General features: G+C 52.2%; 20 protein-coding genes. 17 read left to right on the top strand and 3 right to left on the bottom strand.

Annotated features, from left to right (window positions below; all coding sequences use genetic code 11):
• Positions 1-15: 15 nt before the first annotated feature.
• The 11 genes from dapG to NWF35_RS11025 all read left to right on the top strand — a co-directional run bounded on the left by dapG (position 16) and on the right by NWF35_RS11025 (position 13,774).
• Positions 16-1,254, top strand: a complete 1,239-nt coding sequence (gene dapG / locus NWF35_RS11075) for an aspartate kinase (protein ID WP_301239129.1) — start codon at positions 16-18, stop codon at positions 1,252-1,254.
• A 13-nt stretch (positions 1,255-1,267) separates the two neighbouring features.
• Positions 1,268-2,140 (top strand): 4-hydroxy-tetrahydrodipicolinate synthase, encoded by an 873-nt coding sequence (dapA, locus tag NWF35_RS11070; protein ID WP_301239194.1) that lies wholly within the window; start codon positions 1,268-1,270, stop codon positions 2,138-2,140.
• Positions 2,141-2,776: 636 nt separating this feature from the next.
• Entirely contained in the window at positions 2,777-4,456 is a 1,680-nt protein-coding gene (locus NWF35_RS11065; RefSeq protein ID WP_301239127.1) for a ribonuclease J, read from the top strand.
• A 286-nt stretch (positions 4,457-4,742) separates the two neighbouring features.
• A complete protein-coding gene (locus NWF35_RS11060; protein WP_301239125.1) occupies positions 4,743-5,042 on the top strand; it encodes a HesB/YadR/YfhF family protein in 300 nt (99 codons plus the stop codon).
• A 401-nt stretch (positions 5,043-5,443) separates the two neighbouring features.
• Positions 5,444-6,118, top strand: a complete 675-nt coding sequence (locus NWF35_RS11055; protein WP_435873881.1) for a ClpP family protease — start codon at positions 5,444-5,446, stop codon at positions 6,116-6,118.
• The gene (locus NWF35_RS11050) at positions 6,115-6,333 is read left to right on the top strand and encodes a YlzJ-like family protein (protein ID WP_301239122.1); all 219 of its coding nucleotides are present in this window, start codon (positions 6,115-6,117) and stop codon (positions 6,331-6,333) included. Before NWF35_RS11055 ends, NWF35_RS11050 begins: the two co-directional genes overlap by 4 nt.
• 180 nt (positions 6,334-6,513) lie before the next feature.
• Positions 6,514-8,811, top strand: a complete 2,298-nt coding sequence (locus tag NWF35_RS11045; RefSeq protein ID WP_301239121.1) for a DNA translocase FtsK — start codon at positions 6,514-6,516, stop codon at positions 8,809-8,811.
• A gap of 337 nt (positions 8,812-9,148) precedes the next feature.
• Entirely contained in the window at positions 9,149-10,153 is a 1,005-nt protein-coding gene (locus NWF35_RS11040; RefSeq protein ID WP_301239120.1) for a BMP family lipoprotein, read from the top strand.
• A 93-nt stretch (positions 10,154-10,246) separates the two neighbouring features.
• The gene (locus NWF35_RS11035) at positions 10,247-11,770 is read left to right on the top strand and encodes an ABC transporter ATP-binding protein (protein ID WP_301239119.1); all 1,524 of its coding nucleotides are present in this window, start codon (positions 10,247-10,249) and stop codon (positions 11,768-11,770) included.
• Positions 11,770-12,837 (top strand): ABC transporter permease, encoded by a 1,068-nt coding sequence (locus NWF35_RS11030; RefSeq protein ID WP_301239118.1) that lies wholly within the window; start codon positions 11,770-11,772, stop codon positions 12,835-12,837. The genes NWF35_RS11035 and NWF35_RS11030 overlap by 1 nt, the downstream gene beginning before the upstream one ends.
• Before the next feature lies 1 nt (position 12,838).
• On the top strand, positions 12,839-13,774 hold the full coding sequence (locus tag NWF35_RS11025; protein WP_301239117.1) for an ABC transporter permease: 936 nt from the start codon (positions 12,839-12,841) through the stop codon (positions 13,772-13,774).
• A gap of 114 nt (positions 13,775-13,888) precedes the next feature.
• Here NWF35_RS11025 and NWF35_RS11020 read toward each other — a convergent pair whose 3' ends face one another.
• Together NWF35_RS11020 and NWF35_RS11015 are read right to left on the bottom strand one after the other, a co-directional pair.
• Complete coding sequence (locus NWF35_RS11020) at positions 13,889-14,134, bottom strand: hypothetical protein (protein WP_301239116.1); 246 nt, start codon at positions 14,132-14,134, stop codon at positions 13,889-13,891.
• Between the two features lie 206 nt (positions 14,135-14,340).
• On the bottom strand, positions 14,341-15,891 hold the full coding sequence (locus NWF35_RS11015) for an alkaline phosphatase family protein (protein ID WP_301239114.1): 1,551 nt from the start codon (positions 15,889-15,891) through the stop codon (positions 14,341-14,343).
• Positions 15,892-16,084: 193 nt separating this feature from the next.
• Here NWF35_RS11015 and yfmF point away from each other — a divergent pair, with 193 nt between their 5' ends.
• From yfmF to ymfI, 3 genes are read left to right on the top strand one after another with little or no spacing between them, the layout of a single operon-like run.
• Positions 16,085-17,383, top strand: a complete 1,299-nt coding sequence (gene yfmF, locus NWF35_RS11010; protein WP_301239112.1) for an EF-P 5-aminopentanol modification-associated protein YfmF — start codon at positions 16,085-16,087, stop codon at positions 17,381-17,383.
• Positions 17,370-18,647, top strand: coding sequence for an EF-P 5-aminopentanol modification-associated protein YfmH (gene yfmH, locus NWF35_RS11005; RefSeq protein WP_301239111.1), 1,278 nt, complete (start codon positions 17,370-17,372; stop codon positions 18,645-18,647). Before yfmF ends, yfmH begins: the two co-directional genes overlap by 14 nt.
• Positions 18,648-18,707: 60 nt before the next feature.
• Complete coding sequence (gene ymfI, locus NWF35_RS11000) at positions 18,708-19,463, top strand: elongation factor P 5-aminopentanone reductase (protein ID WP_301239110.1); 756 nt, start codon at positions 18,708-18,710, stop codon at positions 19,461-19,463.
• A gap of 6 nt (positions 19,464-19,469) precedes the next feature.
• Here ymfI and NWF35_RS10995 read toward each other — a convergent pair whose 3' ends face one another.
• Entirely contained in the window at positions 19,470-19,844 is a 375-nt protein-coding gene (locus tag NWF35_RS10995; protein ID WP_301239108.1) for a hypothetical protein, read from the bottom strand.
• Between the two features lie 144 nt (positions 19,845-19,988).
• Between NWF35_RS10995 and NWF35_RS10990 the strand changes: the two genes are divergently transcribed.
• The 3 genes from NWF35_RS10990 (at position 19,989) to NWF35_RS10980 (ending at position 22,372) form a co-directional block, all read left to right on the top strand.
• On the top strand, positions 19,989-20,243 hold the full coding sequence (locus NWF35_RS10990) for a DUF3243 domain-containing protein (protein WP_212772416.1): 255 nt from the start codon (positions 19,989-19,991) through the stop codon (positions 20,241-20,243).
• A 183-nt stretch (positions 20,244-20,426) separates the two neighbouring features.
• Positions 20,427-21,191, top strand: coding sequence for a DUF3388 domain-containing protein (locus NWF35_RS10985; protein ID WP_301239107.1), 765 nt, complete (start codon positions 20,427-20,429; stop codon positions 21,189-21,191).
• Positions 21,192-21,226: 35 nt separating this feature from the next.
• Positions 21,227-22,372 (top strand): helix-turn-helix domain-containing protein, encoded by a 1,146-nt coding sequence (locus NWF35_RS10980; protein ID WP_301239105.1) that lies wholly within the window; start codon positions 21,227-21,229, stop codon positions 22,370-22,372.
• Positions 22,373-22,375: the final 3 nt, after the last annotated feature.

Genomic DNA, 22,375 nt, shown 5'->3' with positions numbered 1-22,375 from the left:
AGAAGGGATCGGTCAATGAAGATTTTAGTACAGAAATTTGGCGGCACTTCGTTGGCCACCTATGAGTTGCGCCAACGGGTGATTCACCATATACGAAACGGGTTAAACGAAGGATATCAACTGGTCGTGGTCGTGTCGGCGATGGGACGCAAGGGGGATCCTTACGCGACCGACACCTTGTTGGATCTGATCAACCAAAACGGGCGTTCTCTCCAACCGAGGGAACGCGATTTATTGCTGAGTTGCGGAGAAATCATCTCCGCAACCACTTTGTCGAGCATGTTACACCGGGAAGGGATCGATAATACAGTATTGACCGGTGGGCAAGCAGGAATCATTACCAATCATCAACATAACAATGCACAAATCATCACGATCAATCCCAGCCGCATTCGCCAAGAATTGAACAAGGGAAAAGTGGTCATCGTCGCAGGTTTTCAAGGGAAAACTACTGATGGCGAAATCACCACGCTTGGCCGCGGTGGGAGCGATACGACGGCCACCGCCCTGGGTGTAGCGCTGGGAGCGGAATTGGTGGATATCTTCACTGACGTGGACGGAATCATGACGGCTGATCCGCGGATCGTGGAAGACGCGGTTCCGTTGGAAACCGTCACCTATACGGAGATGTGTAATCTGGCGTTCCAGGGAGCCAAGGTAATTCACCCCCGTGCGGTGGAAATCGCCATGCAGACCAACGTGCCGATTCGTGTCCGCTCGACGATGACGGACAATCCGGGGACGCTCGTCACCAGCACCTCGGAAGTGACGCGACTGGCCGGGGAAGTGCAGGATCGTCTGATCACCGGCATTACGCAAGTGCCCAATGTTACGCAGATCAAAGTGAAAGCCAAGGAAGGGCAATACGATTTTCAGCTCAAGGTGTTCAAGGCGATGGCCGAAAACGGCATCAGCGTCGATTTTATCAACGTCAACCCGAGCGGCGTTGCTTATACCGTTTTTGACGAATTGGCGGATCGGGCCGAGGAAATACTCCGATCCCTCGGCTTCGAACCGGAGTTGCACCGTCATTGTGCTAAGGTTTCTGCGGTGGGGGCCGGTATCGCCGGTGTGCCGGGTGCGATGGCCAAGATGGTGGAGGCATTGACGGAAGAGGATATTCAAATTTTGCAGTCCGCCGATTCGCATACCACCTTGTGGGTGTTAGTGCGCGGGGAGGATATGGTGAAGGCTGTTCGGGCATTGCATCGTAAATTTGAGCTGCACAACATCCACTACCAGACGGCGGAGTGAACGGGGAGGGAACATCGTGAAATTCGGTCGTTTGCTGACAGCCATGATCACGCCCTTCACCTCGGAAGGAACCATTGATTGGCCGAAGGTGTCGGCGTTGATCGATCATCTGATTGCTACAGGTACGGAGACGATCATCGTCGCGGGAACGACGGGAGAATCGCCCACCCTCTCCCACGACGAGAAAATAGAGCTTTTCCGCCGTACGGTTCAACATGTGGCCGGCCGGGTCAGAGTGATGGCCAGTACGGGCAGCAACAACACGGCGGCTTCCGTCTCCTTGACGCGAGAAGCCGAACAAACGGGCGTTGACGGTGTCATGTTGGTAGCACCCTATTACAACAAACCGTCACAGGAAGGGCTTTACCGGCATTTCCGGACGGTGGCCGAGGCCACGTCCCTTCCGGTCATGGTATACAACATTCCGGGCCGCACCGGAGTAAATTTGACTGTGGAAACCATGGCCCGCTTAGCCGAGATCGATAATATTGTCGCTTTCAAGGAGGCAAGCGGCAGTGTCATCCAGGCCGGAAAACTAGCTGACCGTGTACCCGAAGGTGTAGCGGTATATAGCGGGGATGACGCACTCACCTTGCCGACGTTGGCCGTGGGCGGACACGGGATCGTCAGTGTGGCCAGTCATTTGGTTGGCTCCGGTATGCAGAAAATGATGCAAGCGTATTTTGCGGGCGATGTGCAGACCGCCGCCAAGTTGCATGCGCGGTATCTGCCGTTGTTTGAAGGTCTGTTCATGGCCCCCAATCCGGTGCCGGTCAAATATGCTCTGTCACTGAAAGGATTGTGCGAACCGCACGTCCGGCTGCCGCTGGTCGAACTGGATGAAGAGCAAAAAGAAAAAGTAAAGGCATTGGTGGAGTTGCTGTAAATCTCGAATATATTGTGTTGAGGGGCCCGTATCCGGGCCCCTATCTGCTGTTATGCGATGGGATAGTGGATTCTTGGTTGAGGATATATTCGATAAATCGGTACGCATTGCTTTAGAAGATCGTTCCACCTGCGCCCTATAAGGCAAGCTGGTCTTGGCTGCTCCGAACCTGGGAGTGTAGGATACGGGCAAAGTACGCTTCGCTTTTAGGAAATGGCCCTTGAATGAATACTTGCGCTTTTCGAAGCGAAGAAAAGTATGGCTTGGTCAGCCGCTCTCTTGAGAAGCATACAACCCGCTCGATTTTCGCAGACACGGAGAGTCCGAGAATCTTATCCACAATGTGCTTATATTCCGTGGGGAAGTTCCGTGAATAGGTCAAAATGGGTTACTTCCATGGTGTTAAACCGTTACGATTATTCTATGCAACCCCCCCGTCCCCACCATCCCCGAGGGTTCCATTCGAGTATCAAAGGCTTGTCATCACGCTGTTTCGGGGGCTTTTGTCTGCTTGCAAAAAGTCGACTCAAATTTTTCTTCCCTTTCTTGCCAGAGGGTTTTTTATTCGTGTATAATAACCATAAGTGACTTGTGCGGTTTCGGGTGAGCTACAACTGAATACAGGAGGTTACGTTTTTGACTAAGCACAACCTACGAGGCAAATTGACCATTTTTGCACTCGGTGGGTTGGATGAAATCGGGAAAAACATGTACGTGGTACAGTACGGGGACGATATCGTCGTCATCGATGCCGGACTCATGTTTCCAGAAGAAGACATGCTCGGGATCGATGTAGTAATACCGGATATCACGTACTTGTTAGAAAATCGTGAAAAGGTACGCGGGATCATCATTACTCACGGACACGAGGACCATATTGGCGCATTGCCTTACATTCTACGCTACCTGAACGTGCCGGTTTTCGGAACCAAGTTGACTTTGGGCCTGATCGAACACAAATTGCGGGAAGCGCATCTATTGAACGAGACGAAACGGGTATTGATCAACAACCGCTCGGAGATCAAGCTTGGTTCGATGAAAGCGACGTTTTTCCGGACCAATCACAGCATTCCGGACTCGGTCGGCGTCTGCTTGGAAACACCGGAAGGGATCGTGGTGCACACCGGTGATTTCAAGTTCGACATGACGCCGGTGAACGGCCAGACGGCAGACTTGCACAAGATGGCGGAGATCGGAAAAAGAGGTGTGTTGTGTCTGCTGTCAGACAGTACCAATGCTGAACGTCCGGGATTCACCGGTTCGGAAAAAAGCGTGGGCGAATCGATCGAGGAAGTGTTTCGAAAAGCGAAGCAGCGGATTATCGTCGCTACATTCGCTTCCAATATCCACCGTATCCAGCAAGTTGTGGATGCGTGCTACAACAACGGTCGCAAACTGGCGGTCGTGGGTCGGAGCATGGTCAACGTCGTCAATATCGGTATAGAACTCGGATATCTGCGGGTTCCGTCCGATTTGTTGATCGATCCGGATGATATCGGCCGGTTGCCCGCCAATCGGGTGGCAGTGATTTCCACCGGAAGCCAGGGTGAACCGATGTCTGCTCTGACACGCATGGCGCACGCTTCCCACAGAAAGGTGGAAGTGCTTCCAGGCGATACCGTCATCATCGCAGCCACACCGATTCCGGGGAACGAGAAATTCGTCGCACGTACAGTAGACCAATTGTTCCGAATCGGAGCAGATGTGGTATACAACGCCAATACGCCAAAAGGGGTTCACGTGTCCGGTCACGGTCAACAAGAGGACCTGAAACTGATGCTCAATCTGATTCGTCCCAAGTACTTCATCCCGATTCATGGTGAGTACCGCATGTTGCGGGCTCACGCCCAACTCGCCGAATCCGTTGGAGTGAAACCGGAAAACATCTTTATTTGCGATAACGGCGACACTGTCGAAATATCCAATGGAAAAGCTCGATACGGCCCGAAGATTCCCACCGGCAACATCCTGATTGACGGCTTGGGGGTCGGAGACGTCGGTAATATCGTTTTAAGAGACCGCAAACTGTTGTCACAAGATGGAATTTTAGTGGTTGTAGTCACCCTTAGCAAAACCAACGGGGCCATCTTGTCTGGGCCCGATATCATCTCGCGCGGTTTTGTCTATGTGCGCGAATCGGAACAACTGATGGAAGAAGCCAACCGCATCGTCACGCAGACGATGGAGAAGTGTGTCAAAGACCGCGTCAGCGAATGGGCTTCTTTGAAGACCAGCATTAGGGATACCCTGAGTCGATTCCTGTACGAACGGACGCGGCGTCGGCCGATGATTTTGCCGATCATCATGGAAGTGTGATCTTGAGCCGAGAGCCCTTGTCTTACAAGGGCTCTCGGCTCTGGTCTTTTTAGCTGTAACAATCCTTCTTGAAAGGGATGACTTTAGAGGATTCTCAACAGATATTTGCTGCGAATGTCGGACAAAACGTGTCCGTCAATTTTCCTGTAATCCAAAGGAGAGTGGAAAGGTTTCTGGTTTCGCTGTAAGGTGGAGAAGACACCCGAGTAGTAATCATGGAGAAAAATTGGTCACCTTCCTTGTTGGAGGCGACGGTCGGGAATTTGAAGCATTGCAGGTGAGAAAGATGAAATTGGAAATCACGCCGGAGGCACTGGATTGGTTTCGTCGGGAACTGTCACTGAAAGAAGGGGATACGGTTCGCTTGCTGATACATTATCAAGAACAAGAGTCGAATTGTTTTGCGGGTACGGGTTTCTCGATGCGATTTTCATTGGAGAAACCGAGGAAGACCGGTGTCATTGCCGAGGTTGAGGGCATAACGTATTTTATCGATGATGACGATCTGTTGTTCTACCCTGAATTTGAACGACTGGTGATCCTGTATAACCGTGGAGAGGACAGGATTGTCTATCAAATGGTCTAGGGCGTGTCTGGTGAATACAGTCCACATTGCTTTCCCGGCTCGTTTCACCTGTGTCTTGCAGGGAAGCAGATGATGACCACTCCGACCCGGTCAGCGCAGGACGTGGGTAAAGTACGCTTCACTTTGAGAAGATTGCGCGATATCAATCCTGCGCTTCCGGAACTTCGCTCAGTCAGGGCTTGGTCAGTGCTCGTCCGGGAAAACATTGCTGCCTTACGGAATAATAGATTCGCTCTAGGCGGACTAAAGTGGGAGTCGCTGACTTTCGAAGTGACTCCGTTTTTTCTTTCCGACAGATAACCCGTGTGACCGTTGCGCATACTAACGGAAAATGCCGAGGAGGATGCGTGATGGAACAGGACCGGGAACAGACGACACCGGAAGCGGAACGAGCGGAAGAAATGAAACGGCGGAATGTGATGAATGCGATTCAGCAATTGGGGCAATCCAATGTGCCGCAATTGGAGTCCAACATTTATTGTTTGTCCGTGATCGGTCAGATCGAGGGACATTTGGTGCTTCCCTCGCAAAACAAGACGACCAAGTACGAACATATTATCCCGCAACTGGTAGCGGCCGAGCAGAATCCACAGATTGAAGGTATCATCATCGTATTGAATACGGTGGGGGGCGATGTGGAAGCGGGATTGGCGATCGCCGAGATGATTTCCACCATGAGTAAACCAACCGTGTCATTGGTGCTGGGAGGCGGTCACAGTATCGGTGTCCCGATCGCGGTATCGGCCGATGTCAGCTTCATCGCGGAGACTGCCACGATGACGATTCATCCCGTGAGGTTGACGGGTTTGGTCATCGGTGTTCCCCAGACATTTGAATACTTGGAAAAAATGCAAGAGCGGGTAATCCGGTTCGTAGCCCGTCATTCCAATATATCCGAGGAGCTGTTCCGGGAATTGATGTTCCGAACCGGGGAGTTGGCCAGGGATATCGGCACCAATGTAGTCGGTACTGACGCAGTGAAATTTGGTTTGATCGACAGGCTGGGAGGATTGGGTGACGCCATGGTCGAGTTGAACCGGATGATCCGGGCGCGAAAGGAGCAACCCTTACAATGATCCACTACTCCGTCATGCCGTTGGAACTGGTTTTTGAGGACCCTGAAAACCAACCAAAATACCAGGAAACGAAGGTCAATGGTGTTCATATGCTGATCGAGTGGACCGGACCGTCCGAAGCACGTATCGTACGCCTGCTTTCCCCCAATCCGCAAGATTATTTAAATCCCAAGTTTCAACCGGGAAATCGGATTCCCCTGAAATGGGGCGACTGATTCCGAAGGAGTGTCCGTTCATTTGTCGAAGCAAGAGAAGGGTGACCTTTTTCCATCGAACATAAGGATCACCCGACTCAGGATGACCTGGAATAGGCGTAATTTTGCGCTCTTTCAGACTTGAATTTGGAGTTCCAACGTAGATGATCAGCATAAGCGTAAGATGAAAAGGGGATCTGCATGGCCAAAGGCAAAACCAAACGCAATGAACAGATTCAGCGGGCGATTCAGTTTGAGCTCTATGGGATTCTCATTCTGACGTTGTCGGTGGTGACGATCGCAGGACTTGGAGCGGTGGGACGTTCGCTTACTTACGTTTGCCGGATGTTGATCGGCAACTGGAACTTCTTGATTCCGACCGCTACAACCGTGTTGGGCGTCTATGTGATGATCAAGCGCCGCTGGCCGTTGGAATGGACACCGCGGTGGACCGGAACCGTTTTGTTTTTGGTCGCGTTCCTGGTATTTAACCATATGAGCATGTTTGATCAATTGCGTGAACATGGAAAAGAGGGGCCTATACTGCTCACCACCTGGCAAGCGATTTTGGATGAAAGGAATTCCCGTTTGCCGACGGATATCGGTGGCGGAATGGTGGGCGCCCTGTTCTACGCATTATTCCATTATTTATTTGATGATTCGGGAACACCGTTGGCTTCTGCGGCGATGGCGGCGGCCGGTTTGTTGTTGATGACAGGATTTTCCTTTGTTCAATTGCTGCGACTGGGCAAATCGCGATGGTTGCAACGATGGGCGATGTGGAAACAATGGATGAACAGTGTTTGGAGACTGGGGAAAACGGAGAGGGCGACCAAAAAATCCAAACGGACCGAGCCGGAAGCAGTCAAGGGAGAGAACGATGAGATTCCAGTGATTCACGATTTCACCGAAAAAGCCCAAGAAACCACCGTGATGGATACGGATGGACCGGAAACAGAAGCGGGTATCTCTTCCGTCCCCAAGCAGCAAGAAAAAACATCCACACGCAAGACCGACAAGAACGAGTCCATCGTCGTCCAGTTGCAAACAGATCCGGTGGTTTCGCCTGAATCGTACCAATTGCCCGCTTATTCGTTGTTGGACAAGCCAAAAAAGACAGGGAAAGCACGGGAACGACAGGATATGACCGCCAACGCCAAAAAACTGGAAGCGACATTGGAAAGTTTCGGTGTGAAGGCAAAAGTGATGCAAATCCATCGAGGACCGTCGGTGACACGGTATGAGGTGCAGCCGGACATTGGCGTCAAAGTGAGCCGTATCGTCAATTTAGCGGACGATTTGGCATTGGCGCTAGCGGCCAAGGATATTAGAATCGAGGCGCCCATCCCGGGAAAATCGGCGGTCGGGATTGAGGTGCCCAACAAGGAAGTAGCGATCGTCAGCTTACGTGAAGTATTGGAAAGCGCGCAATATCATGAATCGACCTCCAAGCTGAGCATTGCCCTGGGAAGGGATATCTCCGGGGAACCGATTGTCGGCGATCTGGCCAAGATGCCGCATTTGTTGGTGGCCGGTGCGACCGGGTCGGGTAAAAGTGTATGCATCAACGGGATGATCACCAGTCTGTTGTACAAAGCCAAACCGAACGAGGTCAAACTGATGATGATTGATCCCAAAATGGTGGAGCTTAACATATACAACGGGATTCCTCATCTGTTGGCTCCTGTGGTGACCGATCCCCGCAAGGCGGCGATCGCACTGAAAAAAGTGGTCGCGGAGATGGAAAAGCGTTACGAGCTATTCGCCAAATCGGGGGCACGGGATATCGTGCGATTTAATCAGATGGTTATGGACAAAAAGATGGGAGATGCTGCTCCGCTGCCATATATCGTCGTCATCGTGGACGAATTGGCCGATTTGATGATGGTGGCGCCGGCTGATGTCGAAGATGCCATCTGCCGTCTGGCGCAGATGGCGCGAGCGGCGGGCATTCATCTGATTTTGGCCACGCAGCGTCCGTCCGTTGATGTTATCACCGGCGTCATCAAAGCCAACATACCTTCCCGGATCGCCTTCGGCGTTTCATCCCAAGCCGATTCCCGTACAATCCTGGATATGGGGGGAGCGGAAAAGTTATTGGGACGTGGTGACATGCTCTTTCTGCCAATGGGCGCCAACAAACCGATCCGCGTGCAAGGTGCATTGGTGACAGATCGGGAAGTGGAAGCGGTGGTTCAGTTCGTCAAAGGACAACAACAGGCGCGGTACCATGAGGCGATGATTCCGAAAGATCATGAGGTGACGGAACAGGAAGAAGTGGACGATGAGCTGTATCCGCAAGCGGTGCAAGTGGTAGTGGAAGCCAAGACTGCTTCAGTTTCTCTTCTTCAGCGCCGCTTGCGCATCGGCTATACCCGCGCTGCCCGCTTGATCGACATGATGGAAAGTCACGGTATTGTTGGGCCGTATGAAGGCAGCAAACCGCGAGAGGTGCGGATGACACCGGAACAATGGAAAGCGCAAAACCGTTCAGGTTGATACCGAGATTGTCTAAAAGTGGAAGGAAACAAAAGAGTAGAAAATTGAATACACACATGGTATAACAATGAAGGAACCACCCGGCGGTGGTTTTCAGGGGAAGGTCGCATCGCCTGACTGAATGTCTCGTTTCGGATACATAAGCCGACTTTTTCTTTTTGGCGGTACGCCCTTCCCTGTCCATCCAGGACGGCTTGTAAGCGATTTCAACCATCCGGGTTTGCTCAAGGGGGCGCATGTTTGAAGCGGTGGTGGGTCAGTACTAATAGGGACGAAACCGCACTGCTTGGTTGGTTGCATGTTACAAGCCCGATCATGGAAATAAGGAGGAGCAAGTATGAAAAAGAAAGTGTGGATTTCTCTATTGCTCTGCGCAGCATTGGTATTCACGGCCGTCGGCTGCGCGCCGGCTAAAGCTCCGGGCGGAAAAGGTGGCCTGTCTGCCGGATTGGTGACCGACACCGGCGGTATCAATGACGAATCATTCAACCAGACCGCTTGGGCTGGGATGGAAAAAGCCAAAAAGGAATTGGGCGCTGATATCCGTTACGTGGAATCCAAGCGGGATGATGATTATGTTCCCAACCTGACCAAGTTTGCTCGGGAGGGACGCAGCATCACGTGGGGAATCGGGTTCAAGTTTGACAAGGCGATCCCGCAAGTGGCCAACCAATTCCCCAATCAGAAGTTCGGCATTGTCGACCACAACCTGAACGGAAAAATCCCGAAAAACGTGGTGGCTGTCACCTTCAAAGAAAATGAAGGATCGTTCCTGATGGGCGTGATTGCCGGATTGATGACCAAAACCAACAAAGTTGGTTTCATCGGAGGGATTTCCTCTCCGTTGATCAAAAAATTTGAAGCTGGTTATCGTGCAGGTGTCAAAGCCGTCAATCCAAAAGCGACCGTGGAGGTGGCTTACGCGGAAACCTTCGCTGACGCGGCTAAAGGTCGTTCATTGGCGGCCAATATGTACGACAGCGGTATAGATGTCATCTACCATGCGGCGGGTGCAACAGGAAAAGGCTTGTTTGACGAGGTGAAAACCCGTCCGAAAGGGAAATTCTGGGCGATTGGCGTCGACATGGATCAATCCCGACTCGCACCAGATCATACGCTGAGTTCGATGGTGAAACGCGTCGATGTAGCGGTGTTCAACGAAATTAAAAACATCAAAGAAAACAAGTTTGACGGTGGTAAGGAAGTGCAGCTGGGCCTGAAGGAAAACGGTGTGGGCATTGCTCCGACCACCAGCAAAAACGTTCCAAAACAAGTGCTGGACAAGGTCGAGGAGTTCAAACAAAAAATCATCAAAGGCGAAATTAAGGTTCCCACCCAATAATCCAATCAATCGGGTACGAATGGGATACCAACCATCCGGGGCTAGCGACCGCTAGCCCTTTTTACCCTTACGCCGAAGGAAGGGGGAAACGTCATGAATGTCGTGGAAATGCGCGGAATCACGAAGCGCTTTCCGGGAATTGTGGCCAACGATCGCGTCGATTTGACCATCAAGCAGGGAGAGATTCATGCCCTGTTGGGAGAAAACGGGGCAGGCAAATCGACGCTGATGAATATATTATTCGGGCTGTATCAGCCTGATGAGGGCGAGATTCTTATCAAAGGAAAGCCTGTTCGCATCACCAGTCCGACAGTGGCCAACGAACTGGGGATCGGTATGGTACACCAACATTTCATGCTCGTGGAACCGTTCACCGTGACGGATAACATTATCCTCGGTGCTGAGCCGACCAAGGGCGGCGTGGTTCAACGACGTCAGGCGGAACAAAAAGTAAAGGAGCTGTCCGACCGATACGGACTTCGCGTCGATCCCAAAGCGAAGATCCGCGATATCTCGGTAGGGATGCAACAACGTGTGGAGATTTTGAAAACATTGTACCGCGGGGCAGACATCCTGATTTTTGACGAACCGACAGCCGTGCTGGCACCGCAGGAAATCGACGAGCTCATCGAGATCATGCATCATCTGGTGCGTGAAGGAAAAACGATCATTTTCATCACGCACAAACTAAAAGAAATCATGCGCATTTGCGATACAGTCACGGTGATTCGTCGCGGCAAAGTGATCCAATCCCTGCCGGTGAAAGAAACGAACGAAAAGGAATTGGCCGCGCTGATGGTGGGCCGTGAAGTTTCGTTTGACATTGACAAAGAACCGGCTCAAGCAAAAGAACCGGTGCTGGAAATCGAAAACCTGACTGTAAAAGATTCACGAGGCGTGGAAGTGGTTCGCGGTTTGGACCTGACAGTGCACGCAGGAGAAATCATCGGGATTGCCGGTGTGGACGGGAATGGTCAAACCGAACTGATCGAAGCGATCACCGGATTGCGTCGGGCTCAATCAGGCACGATCAAGCTAAAGGGGCAAAACATTACCAACGAACGGCCGCGAAAAATTACGGAAGCGGGTGTGGGTCACATTCCCGAAGACCGTCACAAACGCGGTCTGGTGCTGGACTTCGATATGGGTGAAAACATCGTGTTGCAGACTTATTATCAATCTCCGTTTTCCAAAGGATTGGCTTTGCAATATCCGGAGATTTACCAATACGCCAACCGATTGATCGAGGAATTCGATGTGCGGACTCCCGACGTGTACACACCAGCTCGGGCATTGTCCGGTGGGAACCAACAAAAGGCGATCATCGCCAGAGAAGTGGATCGCGACCCGGATCTGTTGATCGCCGCGCAACCCACACGGGGGCTGGATGTCGGAGCGATTGAATTCATCCATCGCAAATTGGTGGAACAGCGGGACAAGGGGAAAGCTGTTTTGTTGATTTCGTTGGAGTTGGATGAAGTGTTGAAGTTAAGCGATCGCATCGCGGTAATCTATGAAGGAAAAATCGTGGGATGGGTGGACCCGAAAACAGCCACCGAGGAACAGTTGGGGCTTCTGATGGCGGGAAGCACCACGGAAGCGGAGGTGTTGGCCTGATGCAAGTGATGTCCAAAATCAATCGACGATCGTCGTTCTGGGTATCGCTGATCTCCGTGGTGCTGGGCCTGTTGGTCGGTGCCATCGCCATGATCGCCGCCGGATACAGTCCGATCCTGGCCTACGGTGCGTTGTTTCAAAACGCGTTGTTCCAACCGTATGATTTGGGCGAGACAATCCGAACCATCTCTCCGCTGATTTTGACCGGATTAGCCGTGGCGCTGGCGTTCCGCACCGGCTTGTTCAACATCGGAGTGGAAGGTCAATTCATTATGGGTCAATTGGCGGCGGTGATTGTGGGATTGAAACTGCATCTTCCGCCGATCGTGCACGCGTTGGTTGCTGTGATCGCTGGTGGATTGGCGGGTGCGATCTGGGCATACCTGCCTGGATTGTTGAAGGCCAAGCGCGGTGTGCATGAGGTAATCACCACCATCATGCTGAACTTTATCGCGTTGTATTTGTCCAATGTGCTGGTGCGAACGTGGCTGACGTCTGGTGCCGACTCCACGGACCGGATTGCCGATACGGCCTCCCTGCAATGGAGTGTGTTGTCCGCTATGTTCGGGGGAGCGCGCATTCATTTCGGCATCATCATCGCTCTTTTGATGGCCTTTGTGATGTACTACCTGCTGTGGCGGACCAAGCTGGGTTTCGAACTCCGCGCTGTCGGTTACAACCCGCACGCATCCGAATATGCAGGCATGCGTGTGGATCGGAACATCATCCTCTCTATGATGATCAGTGGATTTTTCGCCGGTTTGGCGGGGGCAGGAGAGCTGCTGGGCACGCAAGGATATTTGGCCATTCAAGGAGGATTCACCGGCATCGGTTTTGACGGCATCGCAGTGGCGCTCTTGGGAGGCAACACGCCGATCGGTGTCGTTTTGTCGGCAGTATTGTTCGGGGTATTGACGTACGGAGGAAACAACATGCAGTTTGCAGCGCAGGTTCCATTTGAAGTGATTCGGATCGTGTTTGCGGCGATCATCCTCTTCGTGGCGGCCAATGTGTCTGGGTGGATACTGGGTTGTTTTCGGTCGCTGAAAAAAGGGAGGGGAGCATAGTATGCTTAACACATTGACCAACGTCTTGCAAACAACTGTATTGTATTCGACCCCACTCATCTTGGCTGCTATGGGCGGGCTGTATTCGGAGCGCTCCGGTGTGGTCAACATCGCGTTGGAAGGCTTAATGACGATCGGAGCGTTCGCCGCCGCGGTGACGACGATCTTCACCGGCAATCCGTGGCTGGGGTTATTGGCAGCGATGGTGGCCGGCATATTATTTGCTCTGCCGCATGCCGTGGCCTCGATCACGTTTAAAGCGGATCAGGTGGTCAGCGGTGTGGCAATCAACTTTCTGGCATTCGGTTTGTCTGTTTACCTGGTGAAACACCTGTACAACGGGGAGGCACAAACGCCCGTGGTGCAGGAAACGTTGTCCCGCATGCCGATTCCGGGGCTGAGCAGCATTCCCGTGATTGGTCCCGCGTTGTTTAACGCGTTTCCCACGACGTATCTGGCTTTTGTCATCGTGGCAGCTTCCTACTTTATCCTGTATTACACCCCCTTCGGGATGCGCCTGCGTGCGGTGGGGGAACATCCCAAAGCGGCGGAGACGGCTGGCGTTTCCGTGATCCGGATGCGTTATGTAGCGGTAATGATCAGTGGTGCGCTCGCCGGTCTGGGCGGTGCGGGGTTGTCGATCGCCATCGGCAGTGAGTTCAACCAATCCACTGTGGCTGGACAAGGGTTCATCGCACTAGCCGCGTTGATCTTCGGCAAATGGCATCCGCTTGGCGCCTTTTTCGCCGCACTTTTCTTTGGATTCGCGGTGTCATTGGCCTTGATAGGGCAATTGTTCGGATGGACACAGTATGTACCGAGCGAAGTGCTCAATATGCTGCCTTACGTGCTGACGATTCTTGCATTGGCCGGTTTCGTCGGGAGGGCGGAAGCCCCGGCGGCGATCGGCAAACCGTATGAAAAAGACAGCCGGTAACACAACCTGAACCCCGTCCTCAATGGATGGGGTTCAGGTTTTCTTCGAGTAGAATTTGAAGAGGAAAGCCCCCTCTTTACCCACATTGGGTGAGCGACAATGGCAAACAGTCGTTTACGCTGGAATTGAGTTCAACCAATCACCATTGCACTGCCCACGCTTAAGGGCGGGTTGAGCCAATGCGTTGACATAGGCCATGGTCGTCGCCGGTGGTGTTCCGCCATGAAATTTGCTCCAACTTTCAATGAAGCGATCCCGTTTAATCGGTTCGGTCAACCAGATATTGACTTTGATGATTCCTTCCGCGCTTACGCCTTCACCGTTGAACATGCGCAACACGTTGTTCATGGCGTTGCGCATTGTCCATCTGCATCGTATGGAAGATCCCCTTCGGTCTCTGTCCCAACCTGACCCGAAAGAACAAACAGATCAACTCCACTCGGCACAATGGAGAGATGTGTCTAAGCCCCGATGGGAGGAGCGACATCGCCGGGGTTCTTGCGCGTCACTTTCATCGACGTAGCCTCCAACAGTCTCACCGTGTCCATTTGAGACGAGGTTTTTCGTCAGCGTGGGCTGACAGGATGGTGTTGCACTTCCACCAGCCGGATCAGCCACTGTTTCAAATCCACCACCCTTAGCATTCGCGGCAGGGGGAGAGAGTTGTCGCTCACCACAATGGGAACGAGCAGTTCCTGTCTGCTGGCACCGCCGTGGCTACCGCGGTTGGGCAGGGATGAAGTGCCCCATTCAAATTCGTATCCCGGAAGGGAGGTCAACATGACACAAGGTCCGCGTTGGGCACCGATGCCCCCTTTCACTAGTCGCAGGGCGTCGGGATATCGACCGAATTGAACCAGATGGCGCTGAGGGTCCAATTGAAGATCCAACACGTGTGGATCTCCTTCCAGGTGCCATGTTTGCCCGTAGGGATCCCGCCATTGCCCCGCCGAACGGAAACGAAGTTGGCGAGACCCCTGCCATACCAGGATATCTCGTCCTTTTTGAATGATCACCCAATCAATTCCAGGAATGCCCCGGTATTTTTCGATCAACCGGTCCAACGAAACACCTGCCCGCAAGGGGTGAACAACAGCCATCCGTTCATTGGAGGCGATGGCTACATCGGCGTTCCGTTCACGTTTTGAGACACCATAAGGCAGTAACCGATAGGGAGAAGCCAGTTTATTTAACGTGATCAGGTACTTGGCATCCTGTTTTCCGGCAACGACCCCGCTGTCTCCCATCAGGACGAACACATGTTGCCGTAGGACCGAATCCCAAGACCCCAAGGACGCGATGAGCTTTTGCAATTCCCGGTCTAATTTAGCGACGGGTGTCCATCTGTTGGGACCCAATCGATGTGCGGCTTTGTCCGTGTCCGGCAGATACACCATCATCAGGTCGGGATGGTTGGGATCGCGCAACCAGCGGGACAACAATCGGAGTCCGTCCTTGTTACGATATAGTGTCGGTGACAGGGTCGTCGTTTCGTCCCCGTCAGGACGCGTACGGGAAACATAAGGACCCAGTGCAAACCAAGCGGGCCCCCGGGTGGTTTGTCCGGTGAACGGGATGGGGTGAAGAAACGGTCCGCGATACGCAGTCATGTTAATGGAACCGGAAAGGTATCCTTTACGTAGAAGCGCTTCATGAATGGTTTGTGTCCGTGGATTGAGGTGGCGCCGATTGTAGTCCAGAAACCAACGTGCGGTACGCAAGAACCCTTGCTGACGCACGTGGGCAAACGTATCGCCGTAGTTGATGACCCGTCCCTCCTGAGGATCGTACCATTGCAAAGCCGGAATGCGGTGCTGATCGGGATAGGTACCGGTCATCAGGGATTGGTCAATCACCACGCTCATCGTGGGAAACACGCTGACCATGTCTTTTTTGTATTGTCCGTGACGGATCAAACGAGACAGGGTCGGCAGGCGCCCGAGACGAATCCCTTCATCAATAGCGTGGGCCGTGAGCGAATCAGCCAGCAAAACCACGACGGTTCGTTTCGGACGTGATGACAGTTCGGGTGAGGGTGCCGGTTTCGGGATCACAGATGGAACAACAATAACGAAGATCATCAGCATGGCGAGTAGCAAAAGCACTCGTTTGCTCATTTCCCCCATCCTCTCTTCAACGCGTTTGTCCGTCATAGTATGACCCCAATCGAGTGGATTCGTTCATGAGCAGAAAGGATGGAATTTCTTGACCGCGGCCATAATAAAGATAGCAACACCTAGAGGAACGAATGTTTGTTACGCTATAATGAAAAAAGTGATTGTGTGAATCAGCAGAAGGAGAGGTGTGCGTGTGAGCTACGCTCGTTTTCAATCGATTCCGGTCGGCAATTTGCGTGTTCATGTATGTGCAACGGATAAATTTAAAACCAACACCCTATCTGCTATGATCCAACAGGAACTGTCACCGCAAATCGTCACAAAAACGGCGTTGTTACCCCAAGTGTTGCAACGGGGAACGGAAAGCTATCCCACGACTTTACAGTTGAAACAGCGATTGGAAGAGCTGTACGGTGCCAATCTCTTCGCCGATGTATACAAACGAGGGGAGCGTCATGTACTGCAAGTGGGATTGGAGATCGCCAACGAACAATATTTGCGCGCTTCAGCTTCTCTCTTGGAAGAGGGCGTCGCGTTTCTGAGTGAGGTGTTGCTGCGACCCGTCACGGAAAACGGCGGATTTAAGGAATCTTACGTGGCGGCGGAGAAAAAGAATCTCAAACAAAAAATCGAAAGTTTGAAGGACGATAAAATCCGCTATGCTGCCCAACGATGCATCGAAGAAATGTGCGCAGGGGAACCGTACAGTTTGTTCACTTACGGCAGTTCGGAGGATTTGGATCACATCGATGCCCAATCGTTGTATACATATTATCGTGATCTGATCAGCCGTCGTCCTATCGATCTATTCTTTGTCGGCAATGTGTCGGTCGATGAGGTGGTTCGGCTGGTGGAGCGACATTTTCCGACCGAACAATCGGAACGTGTGCCCGTGGAAACGGGCGAGGTGCGGCATACTGTGCGTGAGGTCAAAGAAGTGGTGGACCGTTTGGATGTGAAGCAAGGCAAGCTGAACTTGGGTTGCCGCACGCAGGTCTCCATCTGCGACAACGATTATGTCGCGCTAATGATGTACAACGGTATTCTGGGCGGATTTCCGCATTCCAAGCTGTTTGTCAACGTGCGTGAAAAAGCGAGCTTGGCTTATTACGCATCCTCGCGGCTGGAGAGTCACAAGGGCATCATGACGATTCAGTCGGGGATCGAAATCGCCAACTACCAACGGGCGGTCGATATTATCCGTAAGCAGTTGGACGCCATGCGGCAAGGTGATATCAATGATGTGGAATTGGAGCAAACCAGAGCTACGTTGATCAACCAATTGCGAGAACGGCAGGATCGCTCTTACGACTTGATTGACGCGGAATACCATTCGATCTTGAGCGGCAGACCACGCCCATTGGAACAATTGGTGGAAGAACTGAAACAAGTCACCAAAGCGGATGTGCAACGCGTGGCGGAAAAAGTACAGTTGGACACCATCTATTTCCTGCGCGACAAGGGGGAGGGAACGGCAGATGCAGCAAATTGAACATCCCCAATTGAAAGAAACGCTCTATCATGAACAGCTGCCCAACGGCCTGGAAGTGTATCTCCTGCCGAAGCCGGGCTTTTTCAAAACGTATGCCACTTTTACCACCCGATACGGGTCGATCGACAATCATTTTCAACCTCCTGGTGAAGAGGAGATCCAGGTTCCGGACGGGATCGCCCACTTTTTGGAGCACAAAATGTTTGAAGAAGAGGACGGAGACGTCTTCACCCGTTTTTCCAAACAGGGAGCTTCGGCCAACGCGTTTACCAGCTTCGACCGGACTGCGTATCTGTTTTCGGCGACTGATCAGATCAAGGAAAATTTGATGACTCTGATCGATTTTGTGCAACGGCCATATTTCACAGATGAAAATGTGGAGAAAGAAAAAGGGATCATCGGACAGGAAATCCGCATGTACGACGATAATCCTGAATGGCGGTCGTACTTTGGTCTGATCGAGGCGATGTACCATCGTCATCCGGTACGGATCGACATCGCGGGAACGGTGGAGTCGATCGCCAAAATTGACAAAGAGACGTTGTACAAATGCTACGAGACGTTTTATCATCCCAGCAACATGTTGTTGTTTGTGGTCGGTTCCATCGACCCCGAGACCACCATGCAGTGGATTCGGGAAAATCAGGCCGCCAAGCCGTTCGACAAAAAAGCTGAAATCAAGCGTTTCTATCCCGAGGAGCCGGAGACGGTGGCTGAAAAGCGGAAGGAGATTCGGTTGACAGTCGGAATTCCCAAATGCCTGTTCGGTTTCAAGGAGCACCGGCTCGGGTTGACGGGCGATGATTTCCTCAAACAGGAACTGGCAACACAATTAGTTCTCGAAGCGCTGTTCGGTCCTGGTTCCGATCTGTATCAATCGCTGTATGATGATGGCTTGATCGACGACAATTTCGGATTCGACTATTCCTTGGAGCAAGGGTACGGCTTTTCCATTGTTGGCGGCGATACGCCCGATCCGGACAAACTGACGCAACGGGTGGAAAATGAGTTGCCCCAACGCGTGCAAACCGGGATTCAAACTGATTCCTTTGAGCGAATCCGCAAGAAAAAGATCGGTCAATATCTTCGCTATCTCAACTCGCCGGAGTGGATCGCCAATCAGTTCACCCGGTATCGTTTTAACGGTGCAGATTTGTTCCGCCTCATCCCGCTTCTGGAATCGTTGACGCCGGAGGAAGTGAATGAACGGATGCGCGAGCATGTCAACTGGGACCGGTTTGCGGTATCGGTAGTTCGGTCGTAATCCGTTTCGCTCCATCGAATACGCGCCCGATTGGGCGCTTTTTGCATGGGGGGATGTAAGATGAACGCAATGCCGTTGAAAGATCGGGTGGCTGTCGTGACGGGGGCCAGTCGGGGGATTGGAGCTGCCATCGCCGAGCGTTTGGCCCAAGAAGGTGCATTGGTGGCGGTCGGTTATCGGACCGAGGAAACTAAAGCGCAGGAAGTCGTGGAACGGTGTCGGAGCCATGGGGGATACGCATATGCGTATCGGGCTGATGTGCGCTCTCGATCCGACGTGGAGGAGATGGTGCGACGGGTCAAGTGCGAATTGGGTCCGCCGTTGATTTTGGTACACAATGCGGGGGTAGCCGGGATCGGATTGATTCAGGATGTGACGGACGATCAATATGCCACCGTGTTTGATACACATATCAAGGGAGCGATTCATCTCATCCAAGCTTGTCTACCCAACATGTTATCTCGAAAATTCGGTAGAATCGTGTTGCTTTCCTCGATTTGGGGCGAGTCCGGTGGTGCGGGGGAAGCCTTGTACTCGGCTGCCAAAGGCGCGGTCAACGGGATGGCTCGCTCATTGGCCAAAGAGTTGGGACCTTCCGGAATCACGGTCAATGCGGTGGCCCCCGGCGCCATTGAGACGGATATGCTGAGGGCGCAACTAGCAGAGGAGGAACGTTCAGCTCTGGTTGACGAAATTCCGGTAGGGCGTTTGGGACGTCCTGCCGACATCGCTGCATTGACCGCATTTCTTTGCAGGGAGGAAGCCGGTTATCTCACCGGACAGGTTCTGCATGTCAACGGGGGATGGTATCCGTAATACGATTTAACTCGGCAATGGACGCAGTCCCAGAAGGTAACGGACGGTTTCTTCCACTTCGACAGGACCGGCATCCACCAAACGGAGACAACGGCATCCAGAAATATATGGAATGTTAGTGAGCGACAATTGTTCCAAAGTCAATACGAATCGTACGGATGCCCACATTTCCCTGGGAAGGGCTTCATCCAAGGACATGACAGCGATGGCGTAACGTTGGGACAATGTCTGATAGGCATTCCGGCTATCGTGAGATAACTGGGCTGGACAAAGGAGCAGGATTTCGTGCGGTCGAAGGTGCAGGGAAAGGGGAAAACGATCCGATTGGGGTAGGAACCGGGTCCATTGGAGGAAAGGGCGTCGTTTCGAATCGATTGGCATGTTGATTACATCCCCTTTGTGGACGTTTGTTTTCCTATTTTATCCTGCGCCATTCCCCACCTCCTTATTCATGGTTGCATAAAAAACATCGGGAACGATCATATTATGCGTAAACCCGATAGGGATGACAAAGGAGGGTATTCGGTGTCCATTTTGAGCGATTTTCAGGAATGGAAAAATTTCTTGTCCCAACGTGTCAACCAAGCGGAAGGCATGGGCATGAACCAGGAAACGATCAATGAGTTGGCTTACCAGATCGGCGATTATCTAGCTCAAGGGGTAAATCCCGAAAATCAACAAGAGAAATTGCTCAAGGAATTGTGGAGTGTAGCCAACGAAGAAGAACAGCGCACAATCGCTGGGTTGATGGTGAAAATGGTTAATGATGGCAAAAAGTAAAATAAAAGACTTAAATAAATGAAACGCCCAGATTTTGCGGGGCGTTTCATTTATGTTACAAAAGGATTTCTTTGTTAAAAAGGATACGCGAACAGTGAAACATGTGATATACTATTAAACAAATTTGGTAGACTCATCTGTTTGTGTACAGATGCGTGAAGATTTCATGAAAGGTGTGCCGCGATGAGTGACCACGACTGGTATCTAGAGTATCAAATACATAAAAACAGACCAGGATTGCTGGGAGACATCGCTTCGTTGCTGGGGATGCTTTCCATAAACATCTTGACAATTAATGGTGTGGAAAACCGACGCAGGGGGATGTTACTTCGGACAGAAGACAGGGAAAAGATTGACGCTCTCAAACTTATTCTGACCAAAGTGGACAACATCACGATAACGGCGCTTCGCCCCCCCACCCTGATGGATCGAATGGCGGTCCGTCACGGCCGCTACCTGGACCGTTGCCTGGAGGACAAGCGCACGTTTCGATTCACGCGCGACGAGCTGGGGTTGTTGGTGGATTTTATGGCTGAACTCTTGAAAAAGGAAGGTCATCAGCTGATCGGCGTGCGCGGCATGCCACGCGTAGGGAAAACGGAATCCATCGTCGCTTCCAGTGTGTGCGCCAATAAGCGCTGGATTTTTGTCTCCTCCACATTGTTGAGGCAAACGATCCGCAATCAGCTGGCCCACGACGAAATGACCTCCCAGAACGTGTACATCATCGACGGCATCGTTTCCACCATGCGCTCCACCGAGCGCCATGCGATGTTGGTACGCGAAATTATCCGGATGCCGGCAACCAAAGTGATCGAACATCCGGACATTTTCGTGCGGGAAACTGAATACACACTGGATGATTTTGATTACATCATCGAGCTGCGCAACCATCCTGAAGAAGTCATCGACTATAAGGTGCTGGAGACGGACTACAGCAGCTTCTGATAACCGTGAGTTCCAGGACAGGAGGTGCGGGATCCATGTCGGGTATCGGCTTGCATTTTCGGCAGGCACGAGAGGCGATGGGTCTGAGTTTGCAAGAGGTGCAACAGAGAACCAAAATTCATGCAGAGTATTTGCGGGCGTTGGAGGACGATCGGTTTGATCAGCTACCGAGTCCCATTTACGTCCGGGCGTTCATCCGTACCTATGCCAAAAGTCTCGGTTTGGACGCCCAAATGTTGTTGGGCCTATACGATCAGTCGGTGCGTGGAGGTGTAACCGCCCCGACGGAGAATACTGCTCGTCAGGGACGGATCGGCACACGGCCGGTCGGCCAACAGACGGGACGTTTCCGTCGTACACGTACAGATCAGTTGGGTCACACCCAGCGGATCCGACTGGGCGACACAGCTCCGATGAGGGGAGTGTCCCAACGCGGTAGATTGCAGCAAACGGGGCGCTATCCGCAAGTGACAGGTTCACAACAAGCCGTCAATGCGGATTTGCAGTACACCGGCCGCATTCCACGTGTTTCGCAAGATACGCATCGGCTGACTACGGCCAACCTCCCTGTTTTGCCCTCAAATTCGGAAGCCGGTACAACTGACGCCGCCGGTCAACCCGATTCGGGCAGCATCGTCCTCTCGCGCCGGGGAACCAATATCAATCACAGTCCCAAAAAAGGAGGCGCGCCGAAATGGGTAATCCGGGTAGCGGCAGTTGGAGCGATCCTGTTGGTTTCGGCCGCGGCGTTAACCTTCGTTCTGAAGGACGACAACCAAGAGGCGTCGAACAATAACTCGACCTTCACCAAACTGATTGACCAAGGTAATGGCACGGTCAATGCCAAACAGGCCGTTACGCCGACGCTGTCCCGGGTGGAGACCGATACCAGCGACGGTAACTTCGTAGGGGATTTGTACGAATTGAAAGGCGCAGACAAAATCACGGTGGAAATCAAAGCATCCCAAGGCGAAACACAGCTGGTCTACGGAAATGAAGTGGGGCAGCCCGAAGCGCGTGTTTCCATGAGAACGGGAGACATTTATCCCATCAACAAAAGCAAGTTTGTATGGTTCCGACTGTCCATTCCATCCAACGCGGAAATCAAAGTAAACGGAAACGATATTGACACGACCGCACAGAATCTACCCAAAAGCTATCGGATTGAGTTGAAAAAATAGTAA

Source organism: Polycladomyces subterraneus, assembly GCF_030433435.1.
Taxonomy (GTDB): Bacteria; Bacillota; Bacilli; order Thermoactinomycetales; family JIR-001; genus Polycladomyces; species Polycladomyces subterraneus.
This window is presented reverse-complemented; position numbering and strand designations above follow the sequence as displayed.